Source organism: Hylemonella sp. GW821-FHT10B10, assembly GCF_059415585.1.
Genome location: NZ_JBWKNN010000003.1, coordinates 419163 through 439243 on the forward strand (window position 1 = coordinate 419163; position 20081 = coordinate 439243).

The window sequence follows — 20081 nt, forward strand, 5'->3', positions numbered from 1 at the left end:
TCTAGCCTCCGCCGTGTCGCACATCCCTAACCAACTCTGCCCATGACCGATCTTGTTGTTCGCCGCCTGCTCGTGAACATGGACGCGCCCCTGGCGCGCCACTGGTGTGCCGGTGATCCCCTGCGCACCGCCTTCTTCAATGCCCTGTCCATGAGTTTTCCGGTGGGCGAACAGTTCTTCATCGATACCGTGCGCCAGGGCTACAAAGCCCTGCCGGCCGGCTTGCAGGATCAGTACAAGGCGGAGGTGCAGGGGTTTGTGGGGCAGGAAGCCACCCACCGGCGCCTGCACGAGCTGTACAACCAGCACCTGGACAAGCTGGGGCTGGAGAACCGCTGGGGCCCGCGTGCGCAGGAGCGCCTAAAGCAGCTGGAGAACATCGACCCGCGGCACCCGCTGGCCATCACCGCGGCCAACGAGCATTTCACGGCCATCTTTGCCGACTGGCTTCTGAAGAACCCGGATTGGCTCGGCAGCGAAGACCCGCGGCTGGCCACGCTGTGGCTGTGGCACAGCGCCGAGGAGTCGGAGCATCGCAACGTGGCTTTCGATCTCTACCGGGCCCTGGGCGGCAACGAGGCCTGGCGCCGCACCTGGTTTCGCCGGGCCACGGTGTTTTTCATCGCCGATCTGTTGCGCCAGACCCTGCTCAATCTGAGGCGTGACGGCACGCTCTGGCGCTGGCGCACCTGGACCAGCGCAGTCGGTTTTCTCTTCGGGAAACGGGGTCTGGTGCGCTGCACCTTCGGTCCCTGGCGCGACTACAGGCGCCCGGATTTCCACCCGGCGCAACACGACGCGCAGGCATCACGCGACTGGCTGGAGGCCCACCGCGGTGACTACGCCGTGGTGGGAAGCTGAAATACCTGAAGAGTGCGTCCTCAGAAGGACGAATGCAGCTCGCGCTCGGCCTTGTGCTCGGCGATCATGAAGTTGGTGATGGCTATGCCCAGCGAGACGAGCAGGGCGATGATGCCGATGACGAGTGCCTTCATGTTCGGGGCCGCCATGCCCAGCAGGGTGAAGAGGACAAAGGCGGCCAGGAGCGTGATCTTGAAGCGGAGCAGCATGATGTGTGGTGCAGGGTGGAGATAGCGTCAGGGCAAAGACAGCTTTTGCCGTTGACGAGCCTTCCATTGTCGGCAGCTTGCGTGCGGCAGGCAAGGCGTATCCCGTATCAACCGTAACCAAGCGTACGGGTTTCATGCCAGTGTCATGTCCTTGTGCTGGTCCTAAGTTGGCTCCTGCCGCGCATCCTCCACCAGCAAATCCACCAGTTCCCGCGCGTACGCCGGTAGCGCGTCCAGGCTGCGCACCACGATCTGCATGGCGCGTTCGGCCCAGGGGTCGGCCAGGGGCACGATGACGATGCCCATGGTCTGTGCATGCCGGTGCGCGGCCGAGCCCGGCAGGATGGCCACGCCCACGGCGGCCTCCACCATGCGGCAGGCGGCCTCGAAGTTGCTGACCTGGATGCGCTGCCGCATGGGCCGGTGCAGGCCTTCGCAGATCTGCTGCAGAAAGGCGCGGATGGCGCTGCTCTCGTGCAGGCCGATGTGGTCGAGGTCCAGCGTGTCGGCAAAACTCACGGCGCTGGCGCCGGCCAGGGCGTGGCCGCGCGGTACCACCAGCACCAGACGGTCGCGCCGGTAGGGCAGCACCTGCAGGTTCTCGGTGCGCACCAGGCCGGCCACGATGCCGATGTCGGTCTGCCCTTCGGACACCGCGCGCACGATGTCATGGCTCAGGCGTTCCTGCAGGTCCACGTTCACGTCGGGGTGGTCCAGCAGGTAAGAGCGCAGCACGGGCGGCAGGAACTCGCCCAGGGCCGTGGTGTTGGCGTGCACGCGCAGATGGCCGCGGATGCCGCGCGCGTACTCCTGCAGGTCGGTGCGCAGATGCTCCAGCTGGCCCAGCACCAGGCGGGCGTGGTGCACCAGGGCCTGGCCGGGCGGCGTCAGCGTCACCCCCTGGGAGCTGCGGTGCAGCAGCTTGACGCCCAGGCTTTCCTCGATGTTCTTGATCCGGGTGCTGGCGGCCGGGGCCGACATATGGGCGGCCTCGGCCCCCTTGGTCAGGCTGTCGGCTTCGGCGATGCGCACCATGAGGCGCAGGTCAACCAGGTCGAAGGGGATGGACATGAATAGCTGCTAGTAAGCCGAAGATGCTGCGGAAAGGCCCGGAAATCATGCCGCCGGCCCCAAACTGTCCAAATCATACCTGCCGAGGCCTGAAAATCGATTCGATACTTTTTGTTTTCAATTTAGGAATTATTTTGGTATTAATGGTTTAGAAAGTATCAAATAAAGTGCAGGCATGGACAAAACCCGTGCCATTGCCCCATCCGTGTCGAAACAGCCGCCGCAAGCAGTGCTGTTCGACGCCTATGGCACTCTGTTCGATGTCTACAGCGTCGGTCTGGTGGCCGAGCAGTTGTTCCCCGGCCAGGGCGAGGCCCTGGGCCTGCTCTGGCGCGAGAAGCAGATCGAATACACGCGCCTGGTCACCACCAGCAACGACGGCGCGCACTACCAGCCCTTCTGGCAGCTCACGCTCGCCGGCCTGCGCTACGCGGCCAAACGCCTCAAGCTTGCGCTCACGCCCGAGGCCGAGCTGCAGCTCATGAACCAGTACCGGCACCTGAGCGCCTTCCCCGAGAACCGCGAGGTGCTGCAGGCCCTCAAGGCGCGCGGCATCGTCACCGGCATCCTGTCCAACGGCGACCCCGAGATGCTGGGCATCGCCGTGCGCAGCGCAGGCCTGGAAGGCCTGCTGGACCACGTGATCAGCGTGGACGCCGTGCGCAAGTACAAGACCCACCCCGAGGCCTACGCCCTGGGCGAACAGGCCTGCCGTTTGCGTGCATCCCAGATCGTCTTTGTCAGCAGCAACAGCTGGGACGCCCTGGCCGCCACCTGGTACGGCTACCAGACCCTGTGGGTCAACCGCTACGCGCTGCCGTTTGAAGAGCTGGGCACCCAGCCCACGCGCACCGGCAGCACTTTCAGCGCCGTGCTGGATTTCTTTCCAGCCGCCTGAACCGATTTCAAAACTTGGAGGTCCAGACCATGACACAACGCACCAAAGCTCACCGCCTGCAGGTGGCCACCCAGCTCTACCGCTTCATCGAAGACAAGGTGTTGCCGGGCACCGGCATCAGCAGCGCCGCCTTCTGGAAGGGCTTCGACGCCATCGCCCATGAGCTGGGCCCCAAAAACGCCGCCCTGCTCAAGGAGCGTGACCGCCTGCAGACCGAGATGGACGCCTGGCACAAGGCCCACCCCGGCCCCATCAAGGACATGAAGGCCTACCGCGCCTTCCTGGAAAAGACCGGCTATCTGGTTCCCGTGCCCGATGAGGTGCACAGCGATACGACCAATGTGGACGCCGAACTCGCCGTCCAGGCCGGCCCGCAACTGGTGGTGCCCATCCTGAACGCGCGTTACGCGCTCAATGCCGCCAACGCGCGCTGGGGCTCGCTGTACGACGCGCTCTACGGCACCGACGCCCTGCCCGAAGACGGCGGCGCCACCAAGGTGGGTGCCGACGGCAAGAGCTACAACCCGAAACGCGGCGCCAAGGTCATCGAATACGCGCGCCATGTGCTGGACCGCGTGGCTCCGCTGCGCAAGGGCACGCATGTGGGCTCCACTGGCTACACCGTCGAAGGCGGCAAGCTCATGGTGGCGCAGGCCGACGGCAGCAAGCACACCCTGGTCGACTGCAGCAAGTTCATCGGCTACCAGGGCAGCGCCGCTGCCCCCTCGGCCCTGCTGCTGCGCAACCACGGCATCCACATCGAAATCCAGATCGACCGCAGCACGCCCATCGGCCGCAGCGACAGCGCCGGCGTGAGCGACCTGCTGATGGAAGCTGCACTGTCCACCATCCTGGACCTGGAAGACTCCGTGGCCGTGGTCGACGCCGACGACAAGGTGCTGGCCTATGACAACTGGCTGGGCATCCTCAAGGGCACGCTGACCGAAGAAGTCGCCAAGGGCGGCAAGACCTTTGTGCGCCGCCTCAACGCCGACCGCGTCTACAAGGGCTCGGCCGGTGAAGAGATCCGCCTGCACGGCCGCTCCCTGCTCTTCGTACGCAACGTCGGCCACCTGATGACCAACCCGGCCATCCTCTACGGCGACGGCAGCGAGATCCATGAAGGCATCATGGACGCCGTCATCACCACCACCATCGCCTTGCACGACCTCAAGGGTCTAACGCAGAACGGCGTGCGCAACTCGCGCACCGGCTCCATCTACATCGTCAAGCCCAAGATGCACGGCCCGGCCGAAGTGGGCTTCGCCTCCGAGCTGTTCGCGCGTGTCGAGCAGCTGCTAGGCCTGGCCGAGAACACCGTCAAGCTCGGCATCATGGACGAAGAGCGCCGCACCAGCGTCAACCTCAAGGCCTGCATTGCCGCCGCCAAGAGCCGTGTGGCCTTCATCAACACCGGCTTCCTGGACCGCACCGGCGACGAGATGCACACCGCCATGTACGCCGGCCCCATGATCCGCAAGGCCGCCATGAAGGGCACCGAGTGGATCGACGCGTATGAGAAGAGCAATGTGCTCGAAGGCCTGGCCTGTGGCCTCAAGGGCCGCGCGCAAATCGGCAAGGGCATGTGGGCCATGCCCGACCTCATGGCTGCCATGCTCAAGCAGAAGGTGGTGCACCCGCTGGCTGGCGCCAACACGGCCTGGGTGCCCTCGCCCACCGCCGCCACGTTGCACGCGCTGCACTACCACCAGGTCAATGTGGCCGCCATCCAGGACGAACTGGAAAAGCAGGCCACCGCCAAGAACTTCAAGCAGCTCGAAGACAAGCTGCTCACCGGCCTGCTGACCATCCCCGTCGCCGCCAAGCCCAACTGGAGCGCCGAAGAGATCAAGCAGGAGATCGAGAACAACTGCCAGGGCATCCTGGGTTATGTGGTGCGCTGGATCGACCAGGGTGTGGGCTGCTCCAAGGTGCCCGACATCCACAACGTGGGCCTCATGGAAGACCGCGCCACGCTGCGCATCAGCAGCCAGCACATCGCCAACTGGCTGCTGCACGGTGTCGTGACGGAACAGCAGGTGACCGCCGCTTTCGAGCGCATGGCCGCCGTGGTGGACCAGCAGAACGCCGGCGACCCGCTGTACCAGAAGATGGCCGGCCACTTCGCCACCTCCGCCGCCTACAAGGCCGCTACCGACCTGGTCTTCAAGGGCCTGGAGCAGCCCAGCGGCTACACCGAGCCGCTGCTGCACGCCTGGCGTCTGCGGGTCAAGGCCGTGGCTTGACCTGGACACAAACTCAGGAGGAAACGGCGCCTGCGAGCGCCGTTTTTCATGGGCGCGGCTTATCCCTTGGCTCCCGTTGGTCACGCAAAGCCCGCACAATCTCCGCATGGACGGCCTGCAGCCTTTGATCGAATTTGTACAGAAGCACCCGCGCCTGCTGGTCATCACCGGCGCCGGTTGCAGCACCGCCGCCGGCATCCCCGACTACCGCGATGAAAACGGCGCCTGGAAACAGCGTGAACCCATGCGCTACCAGGTCTTCACGGGTGACCCCGTTGCGCGCAAGCGTTACTGGGCGCGCAGCATGCTGGGCTGGCGCACCATGGCCCATGCGCAACCCACGGCTGCGCACAACGCGCTCGCGCAGCTGGAACGGACAGGGCGTGTGGCCTTGCTCGTGACGCAGAACGTGGATGGCCTGCACCAGGCCGCGGGCAGCGCCAACGTCGTGGACCTGCATGGCCGTATCGACACCGTCTGTTGTCTGAGCTGCGGCTCGCGTTCTCCGCGCCGTGACTTGCAAGAACAACTTATGGCACGCAACCCGGATTGGTTGGGGCTTGATGCGCGCAGCCTGGCCGATGGGGATGCAGATCTGGATGGCTTGGACTTTGCGGCCTTCGACGTACCAGATTGCCCGGCCTGCAGCGGCATGCTCAAACCCGACGTGGTGTTCTTTGGGGAGAGCGTGCCGCGTGATCGTGTGGCCGCCGTGCGAGAGGCGTTGGCTCAGGCGGACGCCGTGCTCGTGGCTGGGTCCTCGCTGATGGTGTATTCGGGTTATCGCTTTGTGGAGGAAGCGGTTGCATCCGGAAAACCAGTGGTGGCAGTGAACCGGGGGCGAACACGTGCCGACACGGTCTTGTGTCTCAAAGTGGAAGCAGAAGTCGGCGAGGCATTAGTCGCGTTGACTTCGCGGCAAGCGGAAGAGACCACCGCCCAGGGTTGACGGCTGTCGACCCATAACAGCCCCTAGGTATTGGTTACCGAAGGTCCGCTTTGCAGCGGTTGCTGTCTCCGCTACCCTTTATAGAACTCAGAACAAGCCAAGTCCGAATCTTCCCGATGCTGGCTGGGCTGCCTGGCAACTTCGGTTCAAGCAAGTGGCTGAGCCCTTGGCTGGCGTATTTAGAATATCATGTGGCGTGATCTGAATATTACTCATGCCATCGAACTCCTAGACTTCTTACATCCCGAGAACTTCTCTCGGTCTATCAAAAGGAGTCTGAAATGTCCAATCAAGTAGCCCTGATTACTGGCGGCGCCACTGGCATCGGCAAGGCCGTCGCCCTCAAGCTTGCCGCCAAAGGCGTCACTGTCATCATGAGCGGTCGTCGTGCCGAAGTTGGCAAGGCAGCCGTCGCCGAGGTTTCTGCTGCGGCCCGCAACGGTGCACAAGTTCGCTTCGTGCAAAACGACGTGGCCGATGAAGCCGCGGTCAAGACGATGATTGACAGCATCGTGGCTGAGTTCGGTCGCCTGGACATGGCGGTCAATAACGCTGGCGTGTCCAACGAGACTGGCACTCTTGTGCAGTCGAGCAGTGACAACTACCGTGAGATGGTCGAGACCAACATCATGGGCGTGTACTTCAGCATGAAACACGAACTCGTTCAGATGGTCGAACAAGGTGGCGGCGCTATCGTCAACTTGGCGTCCATCGCCGGCCTGAATGGCATCGCCTGGAGTGCTCCGTACGCTTCGACCAAGCACGCAGTGGTGGGCCTGACCAAGTCGTCTGCTCTGGATCACGCGACTCAAGGCATCCGAATCAACGGCGTGGCTCCTGGCGCCATCAAGACCGACATCATCGCCGTCCAGCTCAGCGGCGGTGACCCCAACTACAACGAAACAAGCATCTCGGCGATGCACCCCATGAATCGCCTGGGCCGCCCCGAAGAAGTCGCCAACGCCATCTGCTGGCTGCTGTCGGAAGAAGCCAGCTTCGTCACCGGTCACATCCTCAACGTAGATGGCGGCTTCCAAGCGAAGTAAGGGCAATGAACAGCACCGTTTCAGACAAGTTGAAGATTCCGGCCACGCTGTGGGAGGGCCTCAAGCGGGCCGGGGTTGACCGTGCAGAGGTCATTCGACGCGCGAACCTGCCTCTGAGCGTGCTGAGGGACGACGCGCCGATTGCCACGACGCAGTTCTTCGCCCTGTGGCGGGCCATCGAAACTGTTAGCCAAGACTCGACCATTGGCCTTCGTATCGCAACGGGTCTGGACGGGGCTGTGATGCCTCTCGCTTTTGTCGCGGCACAGCACGCCCGAACGTTCCGCGACGCACTGAGTCGGGTTGCCCGTTTCAAGCGGTTGTGCGCACCCGAAGACGTTTCGGTCAAAGATTTTGCTGACGGAGGTGAGCTCGTCATCCGGTGGCCTCATGGAGGTTCAGAAACTGCTCCGCGTTCGTTAGTTGACGCGACGATGGCGTCGTTCGTGGAGCTGGGACGCAGAGGAACAGGTGAGCGCCTCGCACCTCTGTCGCTGGAGCTCGCTCGTCCGGCCGCGTCAAGGTCTGCACTTGAGAGGTACTTCAGCTGTGACATCAAATTCGACACGAAGATCGACCGAATTGCGTTCCGACGAGAAGACCTCGACAAGCTTTTCATCACTCACAACAAGGAACTGATCGATGTTCTTGCACCGGAACTGGACAGGCGCCTTGAACATCACGGGGCTTCCGATTCTGTGGCGGAGCAGACCAAGTGGGTTCTGCGACGTCGTTTGACAGCCGGTCGCCCGGATATTCGCTCGGTGGCCGCTGAACTTGCAATGAGCGAACGCTCTCTACAACGCCGCCTGACGGATGAAGGTGTCAGTTTCCAAACCTTGGTGAGTCAGACCCGACATCAGATGGCACTCGAGCATCTGGCAGACAACTCACTCACGCTTATCGAAATTGCCTATCTGCTGGGCTACGAAGACCAGAACTCATTCTTCCGTGCCTTCAGGCAATGGGAGAACCAGACCCCTTCCGATTGGCGTGATGCACACACTGCTGTCGGCCACACGGACAACTAGGCGAGTCAACAATGCGCGTTCTGATATTTGGAGCTTCAGGGATGGTGGGCGGTGGCGTACTGCGAGAGTGCCTTCGTGCGCCCGATGTCGAACAAGTGGTCTCGGTTGGCCGTACCGCACTTGCTATGGCTCATGCCAAGCTTATTCAATCAGTGCGGCCCAACTTCGCAATCGACCCGTCCACTATCTTGGACGATGAACTGCGTGGTGTGGATGCCTGTTTTTATTGCTTGGGCGTGTCGTCATCCGGTATGACGGAAGAACAGTACACCGCCGTGACCTACCGATTGACGCTGTTGATCGCGGAGCGCTTGGCCGATCTGAGCCCCAACGCCACGTTCGTGTACGTCTCTGGAGCTGGAGCTGATAGCAGCGAGCAAGGTAATTCCATGTGGGCACGCGTGCGAGGCAAGACTGAGAACGCACTCCTTCGACTCCCCTTCAAACGCGTGCACGCAATCAGGCCCGCTGTTATCCAGCCGCTAAACAATCAAGTTTCGAAAACAGATTCGTACCGTGTCTTCTACAAGGTGCTTGGTCCGTTGCTCACGGTCGGCCGAAAGCTGTTCCCATCGCATGTGCTTAGCACCGAGGTCATCGGCCAAGCAATGCTACAGATTGCCCGCCATGGCGTACATGTACCAGTGCTCGACGCGCCTGCTATCTATGCCGTGTCTCTCTCAAAGGCTGAGCTGCGCTAGAACGACAGCCCGCCATCTGACAAAACGGGGACAGAAGACTTAAGAAAAAGGATCAAGAATTTAGCGAGCCGCAGATCGCTTCCGCCGTATTGCAGAAGTCCGAATCCGTCGCCCGAAGCAGCCATTGGCCAACGACTGCTCTTGGCCGGTAGGCGTCAGTCTCCACCGCCAAACAGATCACGAAACTTCTGCGCGGCATCGTCCGAACCCGCCCCCTTGCTCATCGGCACGCCTTTCGGATACTCCTCCGCAATCCTGTCCTCCCAATAGGTGGTCGGGTTCGGCGCGCTGCACAACCGGCGAAAGACTTCCTGCGGCACCTGTTTGTAGGCCTGCACGGTCTTGCTGTCCCAGTGCAGGTCCAGTTGCTGGGTGGTCTCGTCGTAATCCGCGCGGCGGATGCGGCCCACGGTGAAGGTCTTGCTCTGCATGGGCGCATTCTCTACGGCGCTCAGGTCCTGCGCAAGATGGCCTCAGCCGGCGTCGCCGACCGGCGTCAGCAGGGCCTCGCCTGTGGCCACGAGTTTCTCCACGCCTTCTTGCACCGCATACAACTCGCAGGCCGTGAAGACCTGCGTCTTGCCGGGTTTGACCACACGGGCCCGTGCGATGAAACGTTCACCCACGGCAGGGCGCAGGCAATTCACGCTGTAGTGCACGGCCAGCACACGCCCGGCGACGGTGGCGGCGGCAAAACCGCAGGCGGTGTCGATGAGGGCGCCCACCATGCCTGCGTGCATGAAACCCGCGTACTGCCCGAACTCGGCGCGCCAGGCCAGGCTGAGTTCGGCGTTGCCCGTTTCGGCCTGTGTGACTTCGATGCCGGCCCAGCGGTTGAAAGCGGCCAGTTGGTTGAAGGCGCGCAGTTGCGCCAGGGTGGCGAAGGTGGACATGGCGGCTCCTGTGTAGAAGCCTCAATGTAGTGAGGGCCGGTGCCGGCCCTTGTCGCGGCTGCGACGGGCTAGCGGGCGTTGACCGGGGCGGCGACGCTCAGGCTGGCGGCCTGGCGCGCCTGGTTGGCCCGCGCCAGCCGCGGCAGGCCGCCGCCGCTGGCTTCGCCCAGGTTGTAGCTGAGCGTGGCCGCGTTCATGGGGCCGTTGACACGCATGGGGATGCTGATGCCCGAGAGCTCGGCCAGCTCACCCGCGCTGGCACGCTTGAGGCCCATCGCCACCGTGGTGTCGAGCCAGGCGTCGACCTGCAGGCTGTCGAGGTCCAGGTCCACTTCGCCCTTGCTCGTGAAGAGCGGGGACTTGAGCAGCAGGTCTTCGCTGCGCGCCTTGCCCTGCGCCAGGGTCAGGCTGGCCTTGAGTTCGTTGTAGGTGGTGGTCTCGGTCAGGCGCACGCTGTCGCGGCGCTCCGCGCCGCTCAGGCCCAGCTGGTCTTTGCCTGCGAGCAGGGCTTCGGGCAGGTCGACGCCGGCCAGCGTGCCACGCACTAGCGCCAGGCTGGCCGTGCCGGTCAACGACTGCCGCAGCGCGACCAGGCTGCTGCCCTGGGCCGCCAGGTCCAGGATCAGCTGGCCCTTGCCGCTGAGCTGGGCTTCGCCGCCGGGCAGCAGGTCGGCCAGCAGCGCGTCGAACTGCACGTCCGAAAGCTTCTGGCGCAAGCTCAGTTGCGGTGTTTCGCCGGCGCTCAAGTTCAGCGCGCCGGATGTGCTGCCGCCGTACAGCTTGGCTGTGAACGGTTCCACGCTGAGCGTGCCGGCAGCAGCGCGCAGCTCGGCGCTGAACAGGCTGGCCTGCAGGCGAGCCGCGCGCAAGGCATCGCTGCGCAGCTTGCCGCGCAGGTTCAGGGTCTTGAGCCGGGCCAGGTCCTGGGCCTGTGTGCCTTCCTGCAGGCGGCGCGTCCAGTCGCTGACGAGGTAGCGGTCCAAGTCCAATGTGTTGGCGGCGAGGTCGAAGGTCCAGGCCGGTGACTTGAAATCCTGCACTTGCACGCGGCCGCTGAGCTGGCTGTCGTCCACGCCGGCCTTGAGGTCCAGCGTCACTTCCTGTGCGGCCAGTGCAGCCTGCAGCTTGCCGCTGACCGTGGCCTGCAGCCGCGCGGCCAGCAGGGGGTGGGTGATGTTCCAGCTGCTGCTCAAGGCTTCCAGTTGCAGCTGGCGTTTCTCGCTGTCGTAGAGCAGGGGGCTGTTGCCGCGGCCTTGCAGCAGGCTGTTCGTGTTCTTGAATTCCAGGTTGGCCAACACGTCAGCGCTTTTCCAGGCCTTGGGGCCGACCTCCAGCGTTGTGGTCTGCAGCGTGCCGGTCAGCTGGGTCGGCTCGTTTTGCACACTGCCTTCGAGCTTGAGGGCGCTGGCCTGCCACAGGCCCTTTGCCAGCTCCACGCGTGCGGCGCTGAGCTTGCCCTCCAGCTGGTTTGCCTCCAGCTTGCCGCGCGCCGTGGCGCTGAAGGGTTCCAGCAGCAGCTTGTGCTGGGCCGGCCAGGTGCTGAGCTTGCCCCGCCAATCCAGCGCCAGCTCCTTCACGCCCAGGGCCTCGCCCTGCGCATGGCCGTCCATCTGCGAGAGTTCGTAGCGCTGGCTGGCGTGGTCGTAGAGCAACTGCGCGTCCAGCTGCACCTGCACATTGAGCAGGGGCTGCGCCGATGACAGGCGCCCGCTGGCCTGCACCTGGCCGGCCGTGGCGTCGGCCAGGCGGCCGGTTTCCAGCTTGAGTTCGTGCAAGGAAAAGGCCTGACCCGTGGCCTCGTCCTGGAAGTGCAGCGTGGAGTCGAGCACGCGCACCTTCTCCACGGCGAACTGCAGCTCACCCATCCAGTCGGCCGGTTCCAGCAGGTCGTCGAAATTGGTGCTGCCGTTGGGGTGGCGCAGCAGTCTGGCCTGCACGCCATCGAGCACGATGCGCTCTACCTGCACCTCTTTGCGCAGCAGCGGCCACCAGGCCACATAAAGCCGCGCGTTCTCGACCGATGCGAACTGGCTGCCGCCGCGGCGTTCGCTCAGGCTGAGCTTGCCGGTTTCCAGGCCCAGCTGGGGGAACCAGGTGATGTGGATGTCGCCCTCGAGCACCAGGTCGCGCTGTTTGTGCGTCTTGACGTAGTCGACGATCTGCGCCTTGAAGTCATTGGCGTCGAGCAGGTGAAAGGCCAGGCTTATCAGGCCGCCGATAAGCATGAGCACCAGCACCAGGCTGGCCAACGCGTGGCGCCAGTGCTCCTTGGCATAACCTTCGGAGAAGGGCAGCTTGACGGGCGTGAGGTAAGCCAGCGTGACACCGACCACCCCGTACCAGCCCAGGAAGGCGAGCTTGAGCGAACCCGGTGGCGCAGCCTCGGGCGCGGCGGGGGTTTTCTTGCTGGGCTTGCTCATGGGGAACAGGGCGTGGGGGCGGGAGGATCATTCTTGATGAAGCCGCTGTTGCCGTCTGTAAGTTGTGGTAACGACTGCGCAGCTGGCTGCGCAGTGCACCCGGGCAAGCCCGGCGCAGGCCGGAGCGCTGTGCCCAGCGGTCCGGCCGAGGGGCTGCTCAGGCAAGCAGGAGCAGCACTAGCCCCAGTGCGGCCGGCAGAGCCTGCACGAAGAGGATTTTGCGGCTGGCGGTGGCCGCGCCGTAGAGGCCGGCCACCAGCACGCAGAGCAGGAAAAAGACCTGGATGTGCGTGCCGGCCGCGCCCAGGCTCAGCCCCCAGAGCAGGCCCGCAGCGAGGAACCCGTTGTACAGGCCCTGGTTGGCGGCCAGCACCTTGGAAGCCTGGGCCTTCTCCAGCGTCTGGCCAAAGGCCTTCAGACCCGCCGGCTTGTCCCAGAGGAACATTTCCAGCACGAGAAAGTAGATGTGCAGCAGGGCGACGAGGACGATGACGATGGAGGCGAGGATGGCCATGGTGTTTCCTTCAGTGGGGGTGCGCAAGTATGCGGTGATACGCCCGGCGCTGACAAGCCAAGGCAGGCGCAGACTGTGGCGTGCAGGCGGCGGTCCAGTCCGCCCGGGGCACCTCAGAGCTGGCCGTATTGGGTGCCGCTGATCTCGCTGCCGGCAGGCGGTGTCGGCGGCTCCATTTCCGGTGTGGCTTCGGCGGCGCGGCGCGCCAGACGGATGCTGGCCTGGGAGACATCCCCCGGAACCTCCCGTCGGCGCAGGGCGACACCGGCGGTGCTGGCGCCATCCGCGCTGCGCGCCGGCATGGCATAGGTGTCCACGGTCTCGTCGACACGCCAGAACACGGCTTGCAGCTGCACGCCGGCCCGGTTCAGGGCGCCGGTGATCATGCGCCGCTCGATCTGGGAAAAGCTGGCAGGCGTGCCGTTCCACTTGGCTGCAAAGAGCTTGCTCACCTCCACCATGACGATGAAGATATGGTGCCGCGGGTCCACGTTCACCACCTTGAACTTGTACATATTGGAGAGCACCTCCATGGCCAGCATGCTTTCGCGCACGGAATGGTGGAGCATCTCGCGCCGGTAATGCATGCCTTCGTCCGCCGGCATGCGTTCGGAAGCGATGGAGGGGTTCGTCGGGTTGCCGAGCAGGGATTTGATGGAGGAAAGCATGTCTGTCCTTCGTCGCGGGTTAACGAAATTTCATGCGGGCCTGGAAGATGGCCCAGCAGTTGGCACACCTGAAGCGGCCGGGGGAAGTTTCCACCCCGCCGGCCAGCGGCCGGTCGGCCTGGCAGGCGCTACCGATGCAGAAGCGCAGCTTGTCGCGCTGCGGATCCAGCGAACCGGGCAGGGAGGGCGACAGGCGCGCGCGCGCCGGACGGTCCTGCGGGCCCGCGGTGCGTTCGTGAGACTGAGGATCCATGCGCGTGTTTCCCTGCAAAAGATGGCACGGGGCAGAGGGCGGGGAGGCAAAACACGGAGCGCTGGCGTAGCGTTCCGCTTGCGGCAAGAGGGGGGCTGTTGCCCCGCCTTGACGGCAACCCCGCTATCGTGCCCTGAGGGCCTTAGACCGGAGGCTTTGCGACCCCGACTTTCGTACGGGTGTGCCTGGGTGAACTCGGAAATTCCAGAAGCGACTATATAGCAGCGGCTGCAAAAAGCCAGCCCTGTTGCCCGGGTGCGCCCGTTTTCAGCGTTCCGGCCAGGCCATCCACAGGATGGACATGCCCGAGACCAGCATCACGGCCTCCATGAGCTGCAGGAAACGGTGCTCGGGCAGGTGCAGCACCAGGCGCTTGGAGAGGGTGGAGCCGGCCAGCACGAAAGCGCCGATCAGCAGGCCCTGGCCGATGGCGCGGCTGTCGATCACGCCCAGCTGGTGGAAGGTGGCGCCCTTGGCCAGGAAGACGGCCAGGGAACTGGCGGCTTCGGTGCCGATGTAGGCGCCCTTGAGCAGGCCGTAGGAGAGGAAGAAGGGGGTGTTGATGGCGCCGGTGGAGGCCACGATGCCCGTGAGGTAGCCGATGACCGCGCCCACCAGAGCCATGTGCCACAGGCGCAGCTTGAATTCCTGGCGGCGCAGCCAGCGCCGCGCGGGGATCATGAGCAGCAGGAAACTGCCCAGGATGAGCTCGATCAGGCGCGGGTTGAACTGCACCAGGGTGTTGGCGCCCAGCACCACGGCCGGCACGGCGGTGGCGCTGTAGACGCCGCAGACGCGCCAGTCGATCGCGCGCCACCACAGGCCCACGCGGGCCAGGTTGGCCACGATGGCCACCAGGGCGATCACGGGCACGGCCTGCATGGGGCCATAGAAGTGCACCAGTGGTGGCATCAGCAGGATGGTGGTGCCGAAGCCGATCACGCCGCCCAGCACGCCGGCGCCCAGGCCGACGGTGCAGATCAGCAGCATGGGAAGGTATTCGCTCATGTGTGGCGCACTGTGCCCTCGATGACAAAACGCTTCACGACTGGCAGGGCGTCCCCGATGTGGAAGGCCCGCGCGCGTTCGCGCAGCGCAACGTCGTCGGCGGTCATGCGTTCGAAACGGCGCAGGTGATCGGTCCAGGATTCGTCGACGATGTGTTCGACGTAGACGCCCGGCTGGCTCAGGTCGTGCAGCAGCTCCCAGTGGAGGGCACCGCGGCGCAGGCGGCTGTGCCGGTTGTCTTCCAGCACGGCCTTGAAGGCTTCGGCCTGCGCCGGATCGATGCGGTATTCGATCGTGACCAGGATGTGGCCGGCGGGCGGTGGTGTGTCGAGGACCGGCTGCGTGTACTCGCTTGCCGGTGTCAGGTCTTCTTCCCCGTGCTGGCCTGCCCAGTAGCGGCGGGCCAGGAACAGGGTCAACATGGCGGAGATGGCGGCCACCAGCAGGCTGGTCTGCACGCTGCTCCAGGTGGCCACCTGCCCCCAGACGGCGGCACCGATGGCACCGGAGCCCATGAGCGCCATCTGGTACATGGACATGCCGCGGGCGCGCACCCAGTTGGGCAGGGCCATCTGGGCCGACACGCTCAGGGAGTTGGCCACCGTGATCCAGGCCACCCCGCCGAGGAACATGGTGGGCACCGCCACGTAGACGTTGGGCGCAAAGGCCATCACCGCCATGGACGCAGCCTGCAGGCTGGTGCCGAAGACCACCCGCTGGTTGAGGTTCATGGCCTGACGCATGCGCGGCAGGAAGAGCACGGCCAGCACGGCGCCCAGGCCCATGGCGGCCAGCAGCAGCGTGAAGGTGCCGGCGCCGCCGTCGGGCAGGCCTTTGGCGATCAGTGGCAGCAGCGCGAGAACGGCGGTGCAGTGGCTGTAGAAGAGGGCGATGCGCAGCAGCACGACACGCAGGCGCGCCGAATGCGCGACGAACTGCAGGCCCACGCGCATGGCGCTGAAGAGTTTCTCGCGGCCCAGGGGGTGGGGCTTGTGCTCGCGGCGCCAGCGCATGATGGTGAAGCCGGCGATCACGGAGAGCGCGGCATTGAGCAGGAAGACATAGAGCGTGCCGGCGCTGGCGATCAGGGCGCCCGCCACCAGCGGCCCGATGATGCGCGAGCCGTTCATGGCCGCGCCATTGAGCGCCAGGGCCGCCGGCAGCTGGGTGCGTGGCACCAGCTCGGGCACGATGGCCGCGAACACGGGCCAGCGCATGGCCAGGCCGATGCCGTTGGCAAAGGTCAGCAGCAACAGCAGCGTTGGCGACATCCAGCCCGCCAGGATGGTCACGCACATCAGCAGCGCCACGCCGGCCACCCAGAACTGGGTCAGGATGAAATAACGCCGGCGGTCCAGGATGTCGGCCATGGCCCCGCTGGGCAGGCCCAGCAGGAACACGGGCAGGGTGGAGGCGGTCTGCACCAGGGCCACCCAGATGGGAGTCGTGGTCAGCGAGGTCATCATCCACGCGGCCGCGACATCGTTCATCCACATGCAGACGTTGGCGGTCAGCCAGGTGGCCCACAGCATGCGGAACACGGGCAGGCGCAGCGGGGCCAGGGCGGACGGAGGGGCGTTGTCGGAGGGAGCGGGGGACGTCATCGGGGCGGGTGGTCTGACACGGGGCAAGGACAGCCGGGAGCCCCTATTTTGTCAGGCGACCAGCTCCTTGCGTGCGGCGCCTGCGTAAAGATCCAGACAACGCTCGCGCCAGGCGTGGACCGGGTCATCGGCAAGCAGCAGCTCAAAAGGGCTGCTGGTGCGTGCCCACATGAAACCGCCAAAGGCCAGGTAGTCGGCATAACCCGGCTGCTCGCCGGCAATAAAAGGGTGTTGGCTCAGGGCCAGACGCATGGGTTGCAGGCTCTTGCGGAAGGCGTCCACACGTTCCTCGCGACCGGCCTGCAGCTCTTCCAGCGTGGTTTTGTACATCTTCTCGCGCGAGGCGCGGAAGTAGGCCTGGTCGGTCGGGTCCAGTCGCTCGTGCAGGTCCTTGAGGATCAGGCGCGCGATGCCACCATGCACTGTGGTCTGTGCCCAGTACTGGAAGAACTTGAGCACATGGCCTTCGGCGCCGTCTGGAATCAGGCGCGGGGTATCGGGGAAAGCCCTGTCCAGGTACTGCACGATGGCCCAGCTGTCGGTGACGAGCTGGCCCTCATGGCCCAGGGTGGGGATGGTGAGCTTGTCGCCGCTGCTGTGGATGCTGGGGATGTCGCCGAACAGCACGTCACGCACCTCGAAGGCCAGGCCTTTGTGCAACAGGGCCAAACGCACGCGCCAGCTGTTGGGACTGAAGTGGGCACGTTTCGCATTGACGAGGTCGTACAGCAGCATGGGCGGGGCTCGGTTCGTGGGGTTCAGGCGCGGCGCAGGCTGCGCGTGGCAAACAGCAGCAGACAGACGGCCAGGAAGGCGCCCAGTGCGTGCTGCCAGGGCTGGTTGATGGCGAAACCCATCTCGTCGGTCCACAGCACGTAAAGGCTGTAGAGGCCGAGCAGGGCCACACCACGCATCAGCCAGGCCTGGGGACGCAGGTGCCGCTCGGGGATGCGCGCGGCCAGCCAGGCGCCGGTCAGGCCGCTGAGCAGGCCGATGGCCGCGCCGATGGCGGCGTCGGCCGGCCAGTGCGCGCCCACCGCGATGCGCGAGCAGGCCACGCCGAAGGCAAAGACAAAAAGCCAGAGCCAGCGCAGACGTTGTCTGGGTGCCATGGCGAAATAGATGGCGGCGGCGCCGGCAAAGGCCGTGATGCTGTGCCCCGAGGGCATGGAGGCGATGAAGAGCGGCTCGCCGATGACGTGGATGCCTTCCAGGCCCAGCACTTCGAGCGGGCGCGGGTTGTCGGCCACGTTCTTGCCCAGGCGGGTGAACACACCGGCCAGAGGCGCGGCGCACAGCCAGGCCAGGATGATGCGCGGGGCGCGCCACAGCGCGGGCGCGGTGGCCGCGTAGATGGCCCAGCCGGTGCCGAAGAGCGAGAGCAGGGCCCACAGGCCGTCAGGCAGCACCATGAAGGCGCGATTGAGCGTGCGGAAGACGGCGGGTTCGTACAGGCCCAGCCACAGGGGTGTGGTCAGCGCGGCCACGACGAAGGGGATGGCCCAGTGCCAGGGGGCGATGCGACGTTCGGGTTCAGCGTTGTTCATGAGGGTTCAGGAGGCGTCCTGGCGGCGCGGCGCGGGTTTGCCGCCCCAGCCGTGGCACAGGTAGAGGCGGAAGCTCGAAATGGGGCGCCAGGCGTGTTGCACGGCAAAGCTGTCGCCCGGCTCGCAGCGTTCAAACATGCCCTCGCCCACGGGGAGCTCGTGGGCCATCTGCGACCAGTCCAGCAGGACGGCGCTGGCGCCCAGGGGCAAGGGGCCGGTCCACAGCGAGAACTGATCGAAATCCGGTGCCAGCACGTGCACGGGCATGGGGCGGGCGTACCAGGCGAAGCGGCTGGCCAGGGTCCAGTTCTGCACGGCCAGGCGCGGGATGTTGTTTTCGCGCGCGAGCTGCTGCGCGCGCGCGCCGGCTTCGTCCCAGCCGTAGAAGTCGGTGAAGGGGTTGAGCATCTCCGGCTCTTTGCTGTCGGGCGCTTCGGCGGCAATCCAGGGCGGCCCGGCCAGCAGCATGAGCACGTACATGCCCCCGGTGAACAGGGCTTGCAGGCCGCCCAGCAGCCAGATCATCTTGCGTCGCCCACCGTCCCACAGGGCGGCCAGGCCCAGGCCGGCAAAGGGCGCCAGGGCGACCCAGGCCGGCGCCGTCCAGTGCGGCAGGCTGGAGCCACCGCCCGAGAGGTAGGCCAGGACCGCGAAGGGCAGGGCAGCGAAGGCCAGCAGCCAGGACTGGGCAGGGTCCAGCTCAAAGCCGCCTATCACCTTGTGGCGCAGGCCGAACATGCCCCGGATCATCAGCGGGTAGAGCAGGGCCTGGGCCAGCAGGAAGACCAGAAGCGGGCCGATCTGCCAGTGGCTGCCCTGGCCGTGCTTGAGCTGGTAGGTGAAGGAGATCCATTCGTGCTGCGCGTTCCACACGAAAACGGGCAGCACCAGCGCCACCGCCAGCAGCAGGGCGATCCACGGGCCGGCTTGCCTGAGCAGGCGCAGGCCGTGGGCAGCCAGCAGGCAGGCAATGACCGGCAGCGCGGCGAAGATGGCGGTGTATTTGGAGAGGCCGGCCAGGCCCAGCAGGGCGCCCAGCAGCAGCCATTCGGGCAGGCGCTGCGCCACGCTGTCGTCGAGCATGCGCAGGGTCTGCCAAAGGATGGCGGCGGTGAACAGCATCAGCAGCGTGTCAGGCAGCAGGCCGATGCCCAGGATGTGCAGCACCGGCGCCAGGCTGTAGGCCGCTACGGCCCACAGGCCGGCGGCGTCGATGCTGCCCACGGCCGGCACCAGCAGGGTGTGCAGGCGGCGCGCGGTGTTGTGGATGAACAGCGCGGTCAGCACCCAGAGGGCCTCGGGGACCAGGCGCAGAAAGCCCTCGGGCGCATCCAGCGCGACCAGGGGCCACTGCACCCAACCCACCAGGGGCGGGTGGTCGTAATAACTGAGGGCGAGGTTGGCACCGTAGAGCGCGTAGTGCGCTTCGTCACCTGACAGGCCCAGCACCCAGCCCAGCACGAAATGCAGCAGGCTGTGGCCTGCCAGGAGCAGGGCCAGGATGTGGGAGGGGCGCAGGGTGACAGACACGGGGGATCTCGGGGGTGGGAGCACGAAGTCTAAACGAGGGGCAGCGCTAAACTGCTGCCATGGAACCGAAATCCGTGGCCGGCTTGCCGTCCGCCATCGACCCCACTCTCTGCCCTCTGTGCGGCCAGTCCAACGCCTGCGCCAACCAGCTGGCACGTGCCACCGGGGTTGCCCAGCCGCCCTGCTGGTGCACCACGGCCACCTTCACCCCGGAGCTGCTGGCGCGCGTACCGGCCGAGGCACGACGACTGGCCTGCATCTGCGAGGCCTGCGCCCGGGCGGCCCGGCCCTAGGCGGCTTCGGCTTATTTCGCTCCCTCGATGATCCAGCGCATCAGCGCTTCAGACTCTTCGCGGCTGAGGCGTTCATGGGCTGCAATGTGGCCGAACAGGCCGCCCTCGCGCAGCTTGTCGGCCAGCCGGCGCGGCGCATCCACCTGTCCGCGGTAGCGCGCGTAGTCGCCAGCGAGCTGGTTCATGCTCGGCGCGCTGCGCCGTGGCGGTTCGCCATGGCAGCTGAAGCAGCCCTTGTCCAGCGCAAGTTGCGCGCTGGCCAGGGTGGCTGGCGCGTACGCCAGCAGCAGAAGCAGGCAGCCCATGTGGTGCAGTGTCATGTACCGCATGGTGCCACCA

The 20081-nt window shown here is 65.4% G+C and carries 22 protein-coding genes and 1 riboswitch; of the genes, 8 read left to right on the forward strand and 14 right to left on the reverse strand.

Annotation, left to right across the window (positions count from 1 at the left end; genetic code table 11):
- Window positions 1-42: 42 nt before the first annotated feature.
- Window positions 43-861: a metal-dependent hydrolase gene (locus tag AC07NT_RS15515; protein ID WP_498599222.1), complete on the forward strand. Its 819-nt coding sequence runs from the start codon at window positions 43-45 to the stop codon at window positions 859-861.
- A gap of 20 nt (window positions 862-881) precedes the next feature.
- Here the strand turns inward: AC07NT_RS15515 and AC07NT_RS15520 are convergent, their stop codons facing one another.
- Both AC07NT_RS15520 and AC07NT_RS15525 read right to left on the reverse strand, forming a co-directional pair.
- Entirely contained in the window at window positions 882-1070 is a 189-nt protein-coding gene (locus AC07NT_RS15520) for a hypothetical protein (protein WP_498599221.1), read from the reverse strand.
- Between the two features lie 162 nt (window positions 1071-1232).
- Window positions 1233-2141: a LysR substrate-binding domain-containing protein gene (locus AC07NT_RS15525; RefSeq protein ID WP_498599220.1), complete on the reverse strand. Its 909-nt coding sequence runs from the start codon at window positions 2139-2141 to the stop codon at window positions 1233-1235.
- Window positions 2142-2316: 175 nt separating this feature from the next.
- Here AC07NT_RS15525 and AC07NT_RS15530 point away from each other — a divergent pair, with 175 nt between their 5' ends.
- From AC07NT_RS15530 to AC07NT_RS15555, 6 genes are all read left to right on the forward strand, one after another.
- Entirely contained in the window at window positions 2317-3039 is a 723-nt protein-coding gene (locus AC07NT_RS15530) for a haloacid dehalogenase type II (protein ID WP_498599219.1), read from the forward strand.
- A gap of 29 nt (window positions 3040-3068) precedes the next feature.
- Window positions 3069-5285: a malate synthase G gene (locus tag AC07NT_RS15535; protein ID WP_498599218.1), complete on the forward strand. Its 2217-nt coding sequence runs from the start codon at window positions 3069-3071 to the stop codon at window positions 5283-5285.
- A gap of 106 nt (window positions 5286-5391) precedes the next feature.
- A complete protein-coding gene (locus tag AC07NT_RS15540; RefSeq protein ID WP_498599217.1) occupies window positions 5392-6234 on the forward strand; it encodes an NAD-dependent protein deacetylase in 843 nt (280 codons plus the stop codon).
- A gap of 281 nt (window positions 6235-6515) precedes the next feature.
- Window positions 6516-7280: a glucose 1-dehydrogenase gene (locus tag AC07NT_RS15545; protein ID WP_498599216.1), complete on the forward strand. Its 765-nt coding sequence runs from the start codon at window positions 6516-6518 to the stop codon at window positions 7278-7280.
- Between the two features lie 5 nt (window positions 7281-7285).
- Window positions 7286-8311: an AraC family transcriptional regulator gene (locus AC07NT_RS15550; protein ID WP_498599215.1), complete on the forward strand. Its 1026-nt coding sequence runs from the start codon at window positions 7286-7288 to the stop codon at window positions 8309-8311.
- Window positions 8312-8499: 188 nt separating this feature from the next.
- Complete coding sequence (locus AC07NT_RS15555) at window positions 8500-9012, forward strand: Rossmann-fold NAD(P)-binding domain-containing protein (RefSeq protein WP_498599214.1); 513 nt, start codon at window positions 8500-8502, stop codon at window positions 9010-9012.
- Window positions 9013-9167: 155 nt separating this feature from the next.
- On the opposite strand, the gene AC07NT_RS15560 is transcribed toward AC07NT_RS15555, so the two are convergent.
- From AC07NT_RS15560 to AC07NT_RS15610, 11 genes are all read right to left on the reverse strand, one after another.
- Window positions 9168-9443: a KTSC domain-containing protein gene (locus AC07NT_RS15560; protein WP_498599213.1), complete on the reverse strand. Its 276-nt coding sequence runs from the start codon at window positions 9441-9443 to the stop codon at window positions 9168-9170.
- A 42-nt stretch (window positions 9444-9485) separates the two neighbouring features.
- A complete protein-coding gene (locus AC07NT_RS15565) occupies window positions 9486-9905 on the reverse strand; it encodes a PaaI family thioesterase (RefSeq protein WP_498599212.1) in 420 nt (139 codons plus the stop codon).
- Window positions 9906-9973: 68 nt separating this feature from the next.
- On the reverse strand, window positions 9974-12325 hold the full coding sequence (locus tag AC07NT_RS15570) for an AsmA family protein (RefSeq protein ID WP_498599211.1): 2352 nt from the start codon (window positions 12323-12325) through the stop codon (window positions 9974-9976).
- A gap of 157 nt (window positions 12326-12482) precedes the next feature.
- A complete protein-coding gene (locus AC07NT_RS15575; RefSeq protein WP_498599210.1) occupies window positions 12483-12839 on the reverse strand; it encodes a DUF1304 domain-containing protein in 357 nt (118 codons plus the stop codon).
- Between the two features lie 113 nt (window positions 12840-12952).
- Window positions 12953-13507: a hypothetical protein gene (locus AC07NT_RS15580; protein ID WP_498599209.1), complete on the reverse strand. Its 555-nt coding sequence runs from the start codon at window positions 13505-13507 to the stop codon at window positions 12953-12955.
- Between the two features lie 19 nt (window positions 13508-13526).
- Window positions 13527-13760 (reverse strand): hypothetical protein, encoded by a 234-nt coding sequence (locus AC07NT_RS15585; protein WP_498599208.1) that lies wholly within the window; start codon window positions 13758-13760, stop codon window positions 13527-13529.
- A 110-nt stretch (window positions 13761-13870) separates the two neighbouring features.
- A riboswitch (cyclic di-GMP riboswitch) is annotated at window positions 13871-13956 on the reverse strand.
- A gap of 71 nt (window positions 13957-14027) precedes the next feature.
- Entirely contained in the window at window positions 14028-14768 is a 741-nt protein-coding gene (locus AC07NT_RS15590; RefSeq protein ID WP_498599207.1) for a sulfite exporter TauE/SafE family protein, read from the reverse strand.
- Window positions 14765-16372 carry an MFS transporter gene (locus AC07NT_RS15595; protein WP_498599206.1) on the reverse strand — a complete coding sequence of 536 codons (1608 nt, stop codon included), beginning with the start codon at window positions 16370-16372 and terminating at the stop codon, window positions 14765-14767. Before AC07NT_RS15595 ends, AC07NT_RS15590 begins: the two co-directional genes overlap by 4 nt.
- A gap of 51 nt (window positions 16373-16423) precedes the next feature.
- Window positions 16424-17107, reverse strand: coding sequence for a glutathione S-transferase family protein (locus AC07NT_RS15600; RefSeq protein ID WP_498599205.1), 684 nt, complete (start codon window positions 17105-17107; stop codon window positions 16424-16426).
- Between the two features lie 23 nt (window positions 17108-17130).
- Window positions 17131-17919 (reverse strand): phosphatase PAP2 family protein, encoded by a 789-nt coding sequence (locus AC07NT_RS15605; protein ID WP_498599204.1) that lies wholly within the window; start codon window positions 17917-17919, stop codon window positions 17131-17133.
- A gap of 6 nt (window positions 17920-17925) precedes the next feature.
- Complete coding sequence (locus AC07NT_RS15610; protein WP_498599203.1) at window positions 17926-19449, reverse strand: ArnT family glycosyltransferase; 1524 nt, start codon at window positions 19447-19449, stop codon at window positions 17926-17928.
- A gap of 59 nt (window positions 19450-19508) precedes the next feature.
- On the opposite strand from AC07NT_RS15610, the gene AC07NT_RS15615 reads away from it, so the two are divergent.
- A complete protein-coding gene (locus AC07NT_RS15615; RefSeq protein WP_498599202.1) occupies window positions 19509-19742 on the forward strand; it encodes a cysteine-rich CWC family protein in 234 nt (77 codons plus the stop codon).
- Window positions 19743-19753: 11 nt separating this feature from the next.
- Here the strand turns inward: AC07NT_RS15615 and AC07NT_RS15620 are convergent, their stop codons facing one another.
- Window positions 19754-20062 carry a c-type cytochrome gene (locus tag AC07NT_RS15620; RefSeq protein WP_498599201.1) on the reverse strand — a complete coding sequence of 103 codons (309 nt, stop codon included), beginning with the start codon at window positions 20060-20062 and terminating at the stop codon, window positions 19754-19756.
- Window positions 20063-20081 lie beyond the last annotated feature (19 nt).

Coding starts and splice junctions, on each gene's coding strand:
- AC07NT_RS15515 (WP_498599222.1), top strand. CDS start 43: ATGACCGATCTTGTTGTTCGCCGCCTGCTCGTGAACATGGACGCGCCC.
- AC07NT_RS15520 (WP_498599221.1), bottom strand. CDS start 1,070: ATGCTGCTCCGCTTCAAGATCACGCTCCTGGCCGCCTTTGTCCTCTTC.
- AC07NT_RS15525 (WP_498599220.1), bottom strand. CDS start 2,141: ATGTCCATCCCCTTCGACCTGGTTGACCTGCGCCTCATGGTGCGCATC.
- AC07NT_RS15530 (WP_498599219.1), top strand. CDS start 2,317: ATGGACAAAACCCGTGCCATTGCCCCATCCGTGTCGAAACAGCCGCCG.
- AC07NT_RS15535 (WP_498599218.1), top strand. CDS start 3,069: ATGACACAACGCACCAAAGCTCACCGCCTGCAGGTGGCCACCCAGCTC.
- AC07NT_RS15540 (WP_498599217.1), top strand. CDS start 5,392: ATGGACGGCCTGCAGCCTTTGATCGAATTTGTACAGAAGCACCCGCGC.
- AC07NT_RS15545 (WP_498599216.1), top strand. CDS start 6,516: ATGTCCAATCAAGTAGCCCTGATTACTGGCGGCGCCACTGGCATCGGC.
- AC07NT_RS15550 (WP_498599215.1), top strand. CDS start 7,286: ATGAACAGCACCGTTTCAGACAAGTTGAAGATTCCGGCCACGCTGTGG.
- AC07NT_RS15560 (WP_498599213.1), bottom strand. CDS start 9,443: ATGCAGAGCAAGACCTTCACCGTGGGCCGCATCCGCCGCGCGGATTAC.
- AC07NT_RS15565 (WP_498599212.1), bottom strand. CDS start 9,905: ATGTCCACCTTCGCCACCCTGGCGCAACTGCGCGCCTTCAACCAACTG.
- AC07NT_RS15570 (WP_498599211.1), bottom strand. CDS start 12,325: ATGAGCAAGCCCAGCAAGAAAACCCCCGCCGCGCCCGAGGCTGCGCCA.
- AC07NT_RS15575 (WP_498599210.1), bottom strand. CDS start 12,839: ATGGCCATCCTCGCCTCCATCGTCATCGTCCTCGTCGCCCTGCTGCAC.
- AC07NT_RS15580 (WP_498599209.1), bottom strand. CDS start 13,507: ATGCTTTCCTCCATCAAATCCCTGCTCGGCAACCCGACGAACCCCTCC.
- AC07NT_RS15585 (WP_498599208.1), bottom strand. CDS start 13,760: ATGGATCCTCAGTCTCACGAACGCACCGCGGGCCCGCAGGACCGTCCG.
- AC07NT_RS15590 (WP_498599207.1), bottom strand. CDS start 14,768: ATGAGCGAATACCTTCCCATGCTGCTGATCTGCACCGTCGGCCTGGGC.
- AC07NT_RS15595 (WP_498599206.1), bottom strand. CDS start 16,372: ATGACGTCCCCCGCTCCCTCCGACAACGCCCCTCCGTCCGCCCTGGCC.
- AC07NT_RS15600 (WP_498599205.1), bottom strand. CDS start 17,107: ATGCTGCTGTACGACCTCGTCAATGCGAAACGTGCCCACTTCAGTCCC.
- AC07NT_RS15605 (WP_498599204.1), bottom strand. CDS start 17,919: ATGAACAACGCTGAACCCGAACGTCGCATCGCCCCCTGGCACTGGGCC.
- AC07NT_RS15615 (WP_498599202.1), top strand. CDS start 19,509: ATGGAACCGAAATCCGTGGCCGGCTTGCCGTCCGCCATCGACCCCACT.
- AC07NT_RS15620 (WP_498599201.1), bottom strand. CDS start 20,062: ATGACACTGCACCACATGGGCTGCCTGCTTCTGCTGCTGGCGTACGCG.